Consider the following 12,900-nt stretch of genomic DNA (forward strand, 5'->3'; position numbering starts at 1 on the left):
TTCATTCGTTACTAAAATTGTTGTCAAACCATTCTTTCGCTGCACCCACTTCTTCTCGTCTTAACTCATGGCCGCCATCAGTCCAAAATTCCGTAACAGGGGCATTCGCGTCATTAAGGTTCTTAATCAGTTCTTGAGTTTCAGACATTGGAATTAATGAATCCCTCTTTCCTGCCCCAATGAATACAGGCGAATCACTTAATTCAGGGAGAGTCACTCCACGGCGGGGCACCATTGCATGGAAAAGGATCCCTCCTCTCAAAGAATGTTTCTCGTGATACATCAGGCTGGCAGCAATGTTTGCTCCGTTCGAATAACCTATTGCCACTACATTTTTGCGGTCAAATTCATATTTCACTGCACTCTCATCTATGAATTCCTTTAATTCTTTTGTCCTGTATACCAGATCTTCTTCATTAAAAACTCCCTCACGCAAGCGCGCAAAGAATCGTGCCATGCCATTTTCATCCACATTACCTTTTACACTCAGCACGGATGCGTCCGGAGCGATCATTTCAGCAAGGGGTAATAAATCGCGTTCATCCCCACCTGTTCCATGGAGAAGCAATAAAGTCGGCAAATCCGTATTTTTACCCTTTTTAAAAATATGTTTCATTTTATTCCTCCGTTCATCCTGATTAGTCTTTTGTATCCAATGGTTTTAATTTTGCCTCTATGGATTCACGCTGGCTTTCAAAGTATGGCGGCAAAGAAAGATTTTGACCTAGACTCTCAAAGTTTTCATCCGTTTCGAAACCTGGTCCATCTGTAGCCAGTTCAAAAAGGATCCCGTTCGGTTCACGAAAATAGAGCGACCTGAAGTAATACCGTTCTACAAACCCTGAATTAGGCAGACGTGTTTTTGTAATCCAGTCCACCCACTTGCGTAATTCCTTCTCATCTTCAACACGGAAGGCAACATGGTGAACACTCCCTCGCCCCGGTCTTTCCTGGGGCAGATCGTTTCTTTCTTCCAGGTGGATTTCTGCCCCTGTACCGCCTTCACCGGTTTCAAATACGCGAATGTCAGGCTGCCCTGATTCATGCCCGGGATAGCTTCTCGTTTCCCGAAAACCTAAAACATCAGTCAGTACTTTTGAGGTGACTTCTCCTCTGGCTACTGTAAGAGTAACCGGACCCAGTCCAATTATGCCATATTCAGCAGGTACAGGGCTCTTTTCCCAAGGCTTCCCTCCTGAGACTCCTTCGTTTTTCTCATCGGATACAAGCATTAGTCGCTGCCCTTCAAAGTCTCGAAAACCCAATGCAGCTCTTCCGGTTTGAAAAGAAATTTCATCATGGTCCACCCCTGATTCCTCAAAGCGATTTTTCCAGTAAGCCAATGCTTTGTCGTTATTTACTCTGAGGGAAGTCAAAGAGATACTGTTTGTTCCCTTGTACGTATTCCCTGCATGCGGGATCTCAAAAAAAGTAAGGTCTGTCCCGGGGTTTCCCCGTTCATCCGCATAAAAGAGGTGGTATACGGAGGTATCATCCTGATTGATAGACTTTTTTACTAAGCGCAAACCGAGAGTCTTAGTGTAAAATTGGTAGTTTTTCTTTGCATTTGCAGTTATGGCAGAAACGTGATGCTGCCCTTTCAATAGTTTTAAATTCATAACTTCCTCACTCCTAATAGAATGGTATCTATTTACTATCTGTCAAAAGCATACAATATATTTATCTCTAATTCAAGATATTTTACTTCAAAGGGTTAATACTGCACCCTTGATTAATCTAAAAAGCACTCGCCATAAGACGAGTGCTTTTTTTAACGATTATTACTTTTAATGGTGAGGGCCTGGGACAATGTAGAGGTTATTGTTAGTCTATCAAAGTTCAGACCAAGCTGAACTGCCGTCTGGGCGATTTCTGGTCGCAAGCCCGAAAGGATCGGCTTCACTCCAATTAACTCGAGGGCATCAATGAGCTGGAAGAGCTGGTGTGCAACCATTGTATCAATCATGACAACACCTGAAAGATCAATAAATAAATGGGACACTTCTTTCTGTACACACTGTTGCAACGTGTTTTCAAGTATCATCTTCGCACGTGCCGGGTCAATATTTCCGATTAGAGGCACCAAGGCAGTGTCTGCATTTAAGGAGATCAGAGGAGTACTAAGCTCATGGATAATTTGCTGCTGAGACTGAAGCTGCTTTTTAACTACTTCATTTTGCAGTTCCATGAATCTCAGCATTGCCCGGTCAAATGAATCAATCACGATGTCCTCCCAAAGTCTCATCTGATTGAAAATATTTTCTTCCTTACAGTTTTGCGCAAATTCATTAACAAAATCCAGATATTGATTGCGTACTCGCATGAACTCCTGAATGATATTATGTGTGGGGGTTTCAAGATGGTGTTTATCCTCCGCAATTGTCAATACCCAATCATCTAACCGTTTATAAAACGTATCTTTATCAATGATAAATACTTCACAAAATAATTGATGAAACTCAAAATTTTGTTTTTTTAAGTTTTCAATCACCTTGGGATCATTAGAGGAATACACCCCGGATGAATTACTTTTATCGATTGTATTATACCAATCCTCTGTTAATTGGCGGGCTTTACTCAATAAATGGTCGTGTAATTCTTTGTTTCTATGCATATACAGCACTTTCCCCCCTGAGTTTAGACAAAGTAGATTTAGGTTCATATTCATTTAGGCTCTGTCAAACAGGGCCTGTTTGATTCCACTTCAATCAATTTAACAATAATGTTAAATCCCTGCACTTATAAGAAGCTTTCATTTCATTATAATATAGAAAATTACCTGATACCATTAATATGTACTGTGATTAAAGTAGAAAGCAAGAAACTCATCATATTGATTGCGTTAATATTTTGAATCAACCTTAGTCGATTGCAAAGCAAGACGGTCGATTTAACACTCATCTTGTACAAATTCCCACCAATTAATTAATTCTTAAAATAAATAAATCCAGTGAATTTGCATAATTGTAAAATTATTCATAATAATGTATATTAATAAAATTTTTACTGTATTTTTTTCTATTTTCTCTCGCCTGAACACCTGTTAGGGTATATAATGTAAGAAAGACTAAAATTATTGAATACTAGCTGATTCAACTAGAAAGAAACAGAATGATACTCTTCCAGGAAATCTCACAATTATGAGCCAAAACGGATTTACTAAAGAACTTTATGGACGACTTTATCAGCCAGCGGCCATTTAATTGGGGAGTTGACCAAGGTGAAAAGAAAACTGTCAAGAGAATCGATTGAAATCTTATCAATAAAAAGTGCTTGTGAATTCTGCAAAAACATGGGAGTCACACCCAATATAGCGAATATTTCCATGGTTACCGGTTTTTCAGAAGAAAAGATCCTCGAAAGAATTGATCATGATTTTCCAGCTTATACACATTCTAGCAGCGAAAAAAGGTTGATATAAGGAATACCTGTCATGAGGAGCTGATTCTATGAACCGCTTATCTGATCATCATCTGATTGCAGCATATATGAAAAGCAATGAGTTGGAGTTAGACCCCCAGTTCATAAATATGCTCAAACAAGAAATTACCAGGAGAAAACTTGTTCGTATACACCCTAATCCTCAAAATAATAATATTGAAGTGCCAAAGAAAGCACCCTGTTAGTTCACACTGAGAACAGGGTGCTTTCTTTATTGTTGTTTATTGCATGGGATTTTCGATTGAAGTACACCTGACTGTAAGTAAACAGCGTCTACTAAAGAACATTGAAATAGCGTGCTTCCGGATGTGCAAACACCATTGCAGTAACAGAAGCTTCCGGTTCCATCATACATCCATCCGTCAATTCGATGCCGATGCGTTCAGGCTGAATGAGCCGGAAGAGTTTTTGCTGATCATCAAGTTCTGGACAGGCAGGATAACCAAATGAAAAACGCTGTCCTTGATACTTTGTACGAAAACGATCCTGCATCGTAAAATCAACAGCGTCTGGAAATCCCCAACGGCTTCTCATCATTTCATGAACTCTCTCTGCAAGTCCTTCAGCAGTCTCCAGAGCCAAAGCCTGGATAGCATGGCTCTCAAGGAATTTCCCTTCTTCTTTTAACGCCGCAGCCCATTCTCTGATACGACGGCCGGCTGTCACGGCAAAAAATCCAACATAATCCATTTTACCGCTATCGACAGATCGCAGAAAATCTGCTAAACACAGATGCTGGTTCCTCATTTGCCGTGGAAAATGAAAACGTTCAATTTCTATAGTTACGTCATTCGGGTCGTAGATAATGACATCGTCCCCTTCTGATTGAGCAGGAAAAAACTGATAAAGTGCTGAAGCATGTATTAGTCCTTTTCTTTTTGCTTTATCAAATAAATCATCGGTAATTTCCTTGATTCGAAGAGTCCGTTCATCTTTTTCTTCAAGAAGCCTTGAAATTTTCCCTTTTATCCCTAGATGATGACCAAGAAGCATCTGCTGATTTATATAAGGATGAATTTGATTCAAGGAAAAGTCTTTAATGGTATGCGGCTTTAAATCAGGCGGAACATGTACCTGCACGTCTTTTGATACTGTTGAACGGACCTTCACTGCAACCGATGAATCATGTACCGATTCTCTTTCTTCCGTGTTGTTGACTTCCATAAGCTTCTGTCGATTTTCCTCTTCCCATTTCAATCTCGTGCCTTCATCACGAACTCCATTAATGATGCTTAAGCCATCCATGGCGTCTTTCGCATATAGAACCAGCCCTTCATATTCCTTCGCAATTTTGGTAGAGGTGAACTTTCTCGTCAGAGCTGCACCTCCTACGATGATCGGTACAGAGATGTTTGATTGCTTGAGATCTTGTGCTGTGATGACCATCTGCTGCGCAGATTTCACCAGAAGACCTGAAAGTCCTACAATATCAGGTTTTTCTTCTCTGATTACTTCAATTAATTCCTGAGGAGTCACCTTGATGCCTAAATCTTTCACTTCATAACCATTATTACTCAGAATGATATCCACCAGATTCTTCCCGATATCATGGACGTCTCCTTTAACCGTAGCAAGAATCACTTTTCCTTTGGAGGAAGAAGTCTCATTTTGTTCCATGTGCGGCTCCAAATAGGAGACTGATGCTTTCATCACTTCTGCACTTTGCAGTACTTCTGCTACGATAAGCTGATTATCATTAAATAACCGGCCCACCTCACTCATCCCATCCATTAGGGGACCGTTTATGATATCCAGAGGGGCGCTATATTGCTTCAAAGCTAGTTCAAGGTCAGGAATCAACCCTTCCTTCGTCCCTTCGACAATATAGTGAGCCAGCCGTTCTTCAAGAGTCATCGTATTTACTGGAATTTTCACTTCCTTCTTTTTCCCTCTGTAAAATTCAGTAAAAGCAGCCAATGTCACATCCGTTGTCTCAAATAACAGCTTTTCTGCTTGTTCCACCTCCTCATGAGGAATTGAAGCAAACCGTTCAAGTTTCTCCGTATTCACTATCGCGTAGTCAAGTCCTGCTTTGGTACAGTGATATAAGAATACGGCATTCAGGACTTCTCTCCCGACCGGCGGAAGACCGAAAGAAACATTGCTAATTCCGAGAATGTGTGGACACTCAGGAAGCAGCTCTTTAATTTTCTTGATCCCTTCAACGGTGGCATTCGCTGAACCTATATATTGTGCATCCCCGGTCCCCACTGGGAATACAAGCGGATCGAAGATGATATCCTGTGAAGGGATCCCGTATTTCTCCGTCAACAGTTTATGGGACCTCACCGCAATTTCAACCTTTCGCTGTGACGTCACTCCCATTCCCTTTTCATCGATGGTTCCGACAACAACTGCAGCTCCGTACTTCTTAATGAGCGGGGAAATCTTTTCAAATCGCTCTTCCCCGTCCTCGAGGTTGATGGAGTTGATGATCGCTTTACCTTGTGAATATTTCAAAGCAGTTTCCAGGACCTCTTCGTCGGTTGAATCTATGACGAGGGGAACCTTCACCTTTTTCACAACTTCCTGGATAAAGGTATTCATGTCTTCCGCTTCTTCCCTGTCAGGATCTGCTACGCAGATGTCAATGACCTGCGCTCCGTTTTTCACTTGGGCCCTCGCAATTTCTGAAGCTTCCTCAATTTTATTCTCAGCTATCAGTCTCTTGAATTTCCTTGAACCGATCACATTTGTTCGTTCACCGACCAGGATAGGACGGTTGTCCTTATCTTCATATAGGAAGGGTTCGATACCTGATACCGCATGAGCATGTGATTCATTTGGAACCCTTGGCTGAAATTCTTTCACTAATTCGGACAAGGCTTGAATATGCGCAGGTGACGTACCGCAGCAACCACCCACAAGGTTCAGCCAGCCTTTTTCCAGAAACCCTTTCATTTTCAGGCTGAGTGACTCTGGTGTTTCGTTATAGTTTCCTTCTTCATCTGGCAGTCCTGCGTTGGGGTAACAACTGACGTATGTCGTCGCCAGATTTGACAGTGACCGAAGATGATCCCGCATGAATTCAGGCCCTGTCGCACAGTTCAACCCTACGGCCAAAGGATTCAGATGTTCCAGTGATAAATAGAAAGCCTCGATATTCTGACCTGCTAAAGTCGTACCCATCGGTTCGATGGTTCCCGATAAGAGGATGGGGACCTCCCTTAAGCTTTCTTCGAATGCTGCCAGTATACCCAGGTTAGCTGCTTTCACATTCAGCGCATCCTGGCTGGTCTCGAGTAAAAGAACATCCACCCCGCCATCCAGAAGTCCCTTTGCCTGAATGCGGTAGTTCTCTGTTAATTCATCGAAACTGATCCCCCCAGTGACAGATAATGTCTTCGTTGTCGGTCCCATTGAACCGGCTACAAACCTCGGCCAATCTGAAGTTGCGAAGCAATTTGCTGCTTTTCTTGCTATTTCGGCTGCTGTTTTGTTTATTTCATAAGCTTTGGAACCTAATCCGTATTCATCCAGCACAACGGGAGTACCGCCAAATGTGTTCGTTTCAATCACATCCGCTCCTGCAAGCAGGTATTCGCTGTGGATGTGATAAATGATTTCCGGAGCAGTGAGGACAAGATGTTCATTGCACCCATCAAGCTCCTCACCACCGAAGTCTTCAGGTGTTAAATCGGCTTCCTGAAGCATCGTTCCCATAGCCCCGTCAAGTACGAGTATTTTCTTTCTAAGCTGCTCTTCAAATAATGCGCTGACCATAAGGAACCTCCATTTCTTTCCCGGCTTTCTCCTTCATATACCGAAGTAGTTCTATGCTCATATCGTAACGGACAAATGGCGTAATCAGATAGATCCCATTAAATAACTTAAGAGCGGCATCCACTAGTTCTTTGGCTATTTCCATTCCTGCTGCCCTTGTATGAACGGGATCTGTTCCTGCATCCTTCATTCTCTTTCTCGTTTCCTCGGGGACTTTGATACCTGGCACTTCGTGGTGAAGGAACTCTGCATTTCTTGAGCTCAACAAAGGCATAATCCCAATGAAAATCGGCGTATTTAAATGTTTCGTAGCTTCATAGACCTGGTACATCTCTTCTGCGCCAAAAACCGGTTGAGATATGAAGTAATCGGCTCCCGCATTTATTTTTCTCTCGAGCCGTTTTACCGATGCATCCAGATGCCTGAAATTGGGATTGAAGGCAGCACCAACCGAGAACTGTGTTTTTTGCCGCAGTGATTTGCCGGAAAATGATATTCCTGCATTGTTTTGTTTGATTAATTCAATAAGCTCCAGACTTGATAAATCGTAGACGGATGCGGCTCCAGGGAAATCACCAATCTTGGCGGGATCACCTGTGATCGCTAAAATATTATGGATTCCCAAGGTATGAAGGCCCATCAAATGAGATTGAAGACCGATTAAATTACGGTCACGGCAAGTGATATGAACTAATGGTGTTAGGTCATATCTTTCTTTTATCATTGTCCCGATGGCGTCATTGCTCACCCGCGGAGAAGCCAATGGATTATCTGCGAGAGTTAATGCATCAATCCCTTCTTCTTTTAAAGCTTGAGCACCCTGAAAGAATAATCCTGTATCGAGGTGTTTCGGCGGATCAAGTTCCACAATGACCGTCTTCTTTTCTTTCACTTGTTGATGCAGAAGCTTTTCTTTTACAGCCGGTGATGAAAGTTGGACGGATTTTTTGGTCTTCACCTTCTTTTCCGTCACAGGCACCCTGCTTTTTAATCTCTTTGATACAGCCCGGATGTGCTCAGGTGTCGTACCACAGCACCCGCCTATGATTCTCGCACCTTGAACACGGAGCTCGTTGCTGATATCCCCGAAGTATTCGGGTTCTGCGGAATAATAGAATCTTCCCTCTTCATAGTTCGGTAAACTCGCATTAGGATAGACTGATAGGAAAGAGCCTTTAGGAATCGGCACTTCCTCCAGAGACGAAACCATATGATAAGGACCCATCCTGCAATTGATCCCCACAACATCGGCACCCAGCATTTCCAACTGCTGAAGAGCTTCCTTTACATCCATCCCATTTTGAAGTACTCCCGTTTCATGCAGCGATACCTGTGCAATGACGGGAAGGTCAGTTTCCCGCTTGGCAATTTTAAGGACTGTCGTCAATTCTTCAAAGTCATAATACGTTTCTAGGAGGATGCCGTCTACTCCTTCAAGCAGCAAACAGTATAGCTGTTCGCGAAAACTTCTTTTTATTTCCTCCACGGAAATATTTTGCTTGATCGCTCTGATTCCGCCAATGGTCCCTACAACATAGGTGTGATCCCCTGCCGCCTTTTTAGCAAGCCTGGCCGCTGCTGTATTGATTTCTTTCACAGAATCCTCCAAACCGTAACGTGAAAGTTTTTCGTAATTTGCTCCATACGTATTGGTCTGAATGATATCTGCTCCAGCTTCAATATAATCCTTGTGAACTTTCAATACTTCATTAGGATGTGAAAGATTCAATTCTTCAAAACATCGATCCACACCATATGAATACAGCAGTGTCCCCATTGCTCCATCTGCTATCAAGATTCTTTCTTTCAAAGCTTGTATGAGCGGTTTCATTCGATCCCTCCTTCTCTATTAGAATTCAGTTATAAATTAATGACTTTCTTAATTGGTTCTTCTTTAAGAGAATTTAAACCCTGATCCAGGTCATGTATCAGCTCATCTGCGTTCTCCAATCCAACTGATAACCTCAGCAGTCCATCTGTGATCCCACGCCTTTCTCTTTCCTTTTTCGGCATGGATGCATGGGACATTTTTGCCGGATATGAAAGAATGGATTCTATTGCACCTAAACTTACTGCAAATACAGGGATATCTACTTGTTTAGTCAATTTCCTGACGTCTTCTTCACTTTTTAAGCGAAAGGATAAAACAGCGCCAGGTCCATTTGCCTGCCGGACATGAATTTCATGGCCTTTATGATAGCTTAGCCCAGGGTAATACACTTCTTCCACCTCATCTCTCGTTTCAAGAAATCGTGCAATTTTATAGGCGCTTTCAGAGGACTGCTTAAGGCGGACATGCAATGTCTTAAGGCCTCTCAACAAGAGCCAGCTGTCTTGCGGGCCCAATACAGCACCAAATGAATTTTGCAAGAAAGACAGCCTTTGGGCTATTTTTTCGTTCCCGGTCACTGCGAGTCCGGCAAGTACATCACTGTGACCCGCCAAAAATTTGGTTGCACTGTGCAGCACTACGTCTACACCGAGTGATAAAGGCTTCTGAAGCAGTGGCGTCATAAACGTATTATCGAGGAACGTGAGGCAGTCATTAGCTTTTGCCAATTTTACGATCCCTTCAATATCAGTAATGTTCAGCAATGGGTTTGAAGGGGTTTCGATATAAATCAATTTAGTGTTTGACCTGATTGATCGTGCGACTTCATGCAGGTCTCTCATGTCCACAAAAGAATACTTAATTCCAAACCGGTTCAATACTTCTGTAATCAACCGGTAGGTGCCTCCGTACACTTCCTCCGAAATTAGAACGTGATCCCCCTGGGAAAGCATCAGGAAACTCGTAGAAATGGCCGCCATCCCTGATGAAAAAGCGAACCCTTTTACTCCGCCTTCAAGTTCGGCAATCGTGTCTTCTAATACTTCCCTAGTCGGGTTTCCCGAACGACTGTAATCATATGACCCAAACTCATCGAAATCACTCTGATGAAATGTAGTAGCGTGATAGAGAGGTGTAGAAACCGCTCCAGTATGGCTATCGTAACTGTGAGAATGAATCAGGGAAGTTTGCTGTGAATACGTTTTTTCACTCATGAATAAGCACCTCTCCTCTTAATTGTTTGAAAACATTCTCCAAATCCGAAATGATATCATCCACATTCTCTATGCCGACAGAAAATCGCAAAAGACGATTACATATGCCGAGTTTTTCCCTTTCGCTTTCAGGAATATCTGCATGGGTCTGAGTTACAGGATACGTAATGAAGCTTTCGACCCCGCCAAGACTTTCAGCAAATGTAATGATTTCTAATTTTTCAAGAAAAGGACCGACCCATCCCTCCTTAGAAATTCGAAAAGAAAGCATCCCGCCTCTTCCGGTATAAAGGACATCAGTCACGCAGTCATGATTCGTTAGATACTCTGCAACTTTGTTTGCATTTTTTTCATGCTGGGCCATCCGTATGCTTAATGTTTTCATGCCGCGGAGTAAAAGCCAACAATCAAAGGGTGAAAGAACGGCACCGATCGAATTCTGAATAGTATAGAGTTTCCCTCCCAATTCTTCATTTCTGACAATAACAGCACCGGCAAGTACATCATTATGACCGCCTAGATATTTTGTAGCACTGTGAACGACTATATCAGCACCTTCTGCAATTGGCTTTTGAAGGATCGGTGTGTAAAAGGTGTTATCCACAATCAGCAATATCCCGTTATCCTTAGCGATGGAGGAGACAGTTGATATACTCGTTTCATTCATTAATGGATTGGTTGGCGTTTCAAGGAATATCGCTCTTGTCTTTTCGTTTATCTTTTCGACAATACGACTTTCTTCAAGAGTGTCCACGAAATGAAACCTGATACCGTATTGATTTTCATACTGAAAGAATAATCGATAGCTGCCTCCATATAAATCCTTGGATACAATCAATTCATCTCCAGACGAGAATAAACTTAGAACTGCTTGAATGGCTGCCATCCCTGAACTGAAGGCAAAAGCTCTTGTTCCATCTTCTAACAGAGCCAGTGTATCTTCCAAAATGGACCTGGTTGGATTTCCGGTCCGCGAATAATCAAATCCAGTCGACTGACCGATCCCCTTGTGCTGATATGCTGTTGATAAATGAATGGCAGGACTTATCGCTCCTGTCCCCGCATCCGTACGGTTTCCTGATTGAACAAGAATGGTTTCGATGTGTTTTCTCAATTTCTTCACTCCTTTTCTTTTTCAAACGAAAAGGGATATAAAACAAAAAGCCTTCTTATGAAATATAAGAAGGCTTCAGTCGTTCAATCTCCCTCTTATCGTCCAAGTTGAATTCAACTTGCTGGAATTAGCACCATACCCTTGGCTGGTTGCTGAGGTGTCATAGGGCCAGTCCCTCTACCTCTCTGGATAAGAATCTATTTGGTTTTATTAAAGGTCATCAATCACTTTATTAAAATAACTTCTTCATAACTTACATCATACTTTATTAAATGTCAATGAAAATTATGAATACTTTGTCATTTTCAATGCAATGTAAGGAGGTAATTTCTTAGCAAAGTTTGTTCAGAATGGCAAATCTGTAAAAAATATATGTTTGAACAACCAATATCAAGTCTATATGTATAGGAATACTTGATTAGGATGTGATAAGTATGAAGGGCGTAACTTTCCAAGGAAAAGAAAAAATGGTTGTCAAAGACGTTGAAACCCCCGATATTCAAGAAGATACAGACATGATTGTGAGGATCACTGCAAGTGGTATCTGTGGTTCTGACCTTCACCTTTACCACGGTGGAATCGAACCGGCACAAGATTATGTCGTGGGGCACGAGCCAATGGGGATTGTGGAGGAAGTAGGATCCGAAGTGAAAAGTCTCAAAAAAGGGGACCGTGTCGTCATTCCATTCAATATTGGCTGCGGGGAATGTTTCTTCTGCAAGAACCAGATGGAAAGTCAGTGTGACGATTCCAACCCCCATGGAGAAATAGGAGGTCTGTTTGGATTTACTGAAATGATGGGAGGCTACCCAGGCGGACAGGCAGAATATCTGCGAGTTCCCTATGCAGACTTTACTTCATTTAAAGTACCTGAGACCAGTAACCTTGATGACGAAAGTGTCCTCTTCCTTTCGGATGTCATACCCACAGCTTATTGGAGCGTTGAAAACAGCGGGGTAAAAGAAGGAGATACGGTCATTGTTCTTGGGAGCGGTCCGATCGGACTGATGGCTCAGAAGTTCGCCAAATTAAAAGGCGCCGATCGCGTCATAGCTGTAGATCAGGTTGAGCATCGGCTCGATCACGCTAAACGTACAAACAGTGCTGAAATCTATAATTTCAAAGAGACCCCGGACATCGGCTCTGTCCTTCACGAGTATACCAAAGGGGGCGCTGATGTGGTCATAGATTGTGTAGGAATGGACGGGACCGTCCCTCCTGAAGAGACATTCGGATCTGAATTCGATAATCAATTCGGAACCATCAGTCCTATTAAAACCGCATCGCAGGCAGTAAGAAAATTCGGGACAGTGCAATTGACAGGTGTATATGGCACAGAGGCAAATCGTTTTCCATTAGGGGACTTCTTCAGCAGAAATGTCTCCATCAAAATGGGGCAGGCTCCTGTCATCCACCTTATGCCTAAGTTGTATGATATGATAGAAAACAACGAGTTTGATCCAACGGATATCATCACTCACCGTTTACCGCTTGAAGAGGCTGCGAAGGGTTATGATATTTTTGATAAAAAAGAAGACGGAAATATTAAGGTGATTTTAAAACCATAGTGGTTTTGG

General features: G+C 42.4%; 10 protein-coding genes and 1 riboswitch. Of the genes, 3 read left to right on the forward strand and 7 right to left on the reverse strand.

The features are described 5' to 3' along the window. Window position 1: 1 nt before the first annotated feature. The 3 genes from AAEO50_RS14415 to AAEO50_RS14425 all read right to left on the reverse strand — a co-directional run bounded on the left by AAEO50_RS14415 (window position 2) and on the right by AAEO50_RS14425 (window position 2,614). Window positions 2–652 (reverse strand): alpha/beta hydrolase, encoded by a 651-nt coding sequence (locus AAEO50_RS14415; RefSeq protein ID WP_341985026.1) that lies wholly within the window; start codon window positions 650–652, stop codon window positions 2–4. Then, window positions 639–1,619 (reverse strand): ring-cleaving dioxygenase, encoded by a 981-nt coding sequence (locus AAEO50_RS14420; RefSeq protein WP_341984986.1) that lies wholly within the window; start codon window positions 1,617–1,619, stop codon window positions 639–641. The genes AAEO50_RS14415 and AAEO50_RS14420 overlap by 14 nt, the downstream gene beginning before the upstream one ends. 152 nt (window positions 1,620–1,771) lie before the next feature. After that, a complete protein-coding gene (locus AAEO50_RS14425; protein ID WP_341984987.1) occupies window positions 1,772–2,614 on the reverse strand; it encodes an STAS domain-containing protein in 843 nt (280 codons plus the stop codon). A 606-nt stretch (window positions 2,615–3,220) separates the two neighbouring features. Between AAEO50_RS14425 and AAEO50_RS14430 the strand changes: the two genes are divergently transcribed. Both AAEO50_RS14430 and AAEO50_RS14435 read left to right on the forward strand, forming a co-directional pair. Beyond that, window positions 3,221–3,421 carry a hypothetical protein gene (locus AAEO50_RS14430; protein ID WP_341984988.1) on the forward strand — a complete coding sequence of 67 codons (201 nt, stop codon included), beginning with the start codon at window positions 3,221–3,223 and terminating at the stop codon, window positions 3,419–3,421. A 28-nt stretch (window positions 3,422–3,449) separates the two neighbouring features. Next, window positions 3,450–3,626 carry a sporulation histidine kinase inhibitor Sda gene (locus tag AAEO50_RS14435; protein WP_341984989.1) on the forward strand — a complete coding sequence of 59 codons (177 nt, stop codon included), beginning with the start codon at window positions 3,450–3,452 and terminating at the stop codon, window positions 3,624–3,626. 91 nt (window positions 3,627–3,717) lie between these two features. Here the strand turns inward: AAEO50_RS14435 and metH are convergent, their stop codons facing one another. From metH to AAEO50_RS14455, 4 genes are read right to left on the reverse strand one after another with little or no spacing between them, the layout of a single operon-like run. Beyond that, window positions 3,718–7,164 (reverse strand): methionine synthase, encoded by a 3,447-nt coding sequence (gene metH, locus AAEO50_RS14440; protein WP_341984990.1) that lies wholly within the window; start codon window positions 7,162–7,164, stop codon window positions 3,718–3,720. Further along, window positions 7,145–8,995 carry a bifunctional homocysteine S-methyltransferase/methylenetetrahydrofolate reductase gene (locus tag AAEO50_RS14445; RefSeq protein ID WP_341984991.1) on the reverse strand — a complete coding sequence of 617 codons (1,851 nt, stop codon included), beginning with the start codon at window positions 8,993–8,995 and terminating at the stop codon, window positions 7,145–7,147. Before AAEO50_RS14445 ends, metH begins: the two co-directional genes overlap by 20 nt. A 29-nt stretch (window positions 8,996–9,024) precedes the next feature. Continuing rightward, window positions 9,025–10,209, reverse strand: a complete 1,185-nt coding sequence (gene metC / locus AAEO50_RS14450; protein WP_341984992.1) for a cystathionine beta-lyase — start codon at window positions 10,207–10,209, stop codon at window positions 9,025–9,027. Continuing rightward, window positions 10,202–11,323 carry a methionine biosynthesis PLP-dependent protein gene (locus AAEO50_RS14455; protein WP_341984993.1) on the reverse strand — a complete coding sequence of 374 codons (1,122 nt, stop codon included), beginning with the start codon at window positions 11,321–11,323 and terminating at the stop codon, window positions 10,202–10,204. The genes metC and AAEO50_RS14455 overlap by 8 nt, the downstream gene beginning before the upstream one ends. 92 nt (window positions 11,324–11,415) lie before the next feature. Then, a riboswitch (SAM riboswitch) is annotated at window positions 11,416–11,519 on the reverse strand. A 238-nt stretch (window positions 11,520–11,757) separates the two neighbouring features. On the opposite strand from AAEO50_RS14455, the gene AAEO50_RS14460 reads away from it, so the two are divergent. Continuing rightward, window positions 11,758–12,891 (forward strand): zinc-dependent alcohol dehydrogenase, encoded by a 1,134-nt coding sequence (locus AAEO50_RS14460; RefSeq protein WP_341984995.1) that lies wholly within the window; start codon window positions 11,758–11,760, stop codon window positions 12,889–12,891. The last annotated feature ends 9 nt before the right edge of the window (window positions 12,892–12,900 follow it).

It is taken from the genome of Rossellomorea oryzaecorticis, assembly GCF_038405515.1.
Classification (GTDB): domain Bacteria; phylum Bacillota; class Bacilli; order Bacillales; family Bacillaceae_B; genus Rossellomorea; species Rossellomorea oryzaecorticis_A.

Excerpts from the sequence above, each read along its gene's own strand:
- AAEO50_RS14425 (WP_341984987.1), bottom strand. The coding sequence starts at position 2,614 with ATGCATAGAAACAAAGAATTACACGACCATTTATTGAGTAAAGCCCGC.
- AAEO50_RS14460 (WP_341984995.1), top strand. The coding sequence starts at position 11,758 with ATGAAGGGCGTAACTTTCCAAGGAAAAGAAAAAATGGTTGTCAAAGAC.
- metC (WP_341984992.1), bottom strand. The coding sequence starts at position 10,209 with ATGAGTGAAAAAACGTATTCACAGCAAACTTCCCTGATTCATTCTCAC.
- AAEO50_RS14435 (WP_341984989.1), top strand. The coding sequence starts at position 3,450 with ATGAACCGCTTATCTGATCATCATCTGATTGCAGCATATATGAAAAGC.
- metH (WP_341984990.1), bottom strand. The coding sequence starts at position 7,164 with ATGGTCAGCGCATTATTTGAAGAGCAGCTTAGAAAGAAAATACTCGTA.
- AAEO50_RS14445 (WP_341984991.1), bottom strand. The coding sequence starts at position 8,995 with ATGAAACCGCTCATACAAGCTTTGAAAGAAAGAATCTTGATAGCAGAT.
- AAEO50_RS14420 (WP_341984986.1), bottom strand. The coding sequence starts at position 1,619 with ATGAATTTAAAACTATTGAAAGGGCAGCATCACGTTTCTGCCATAACT.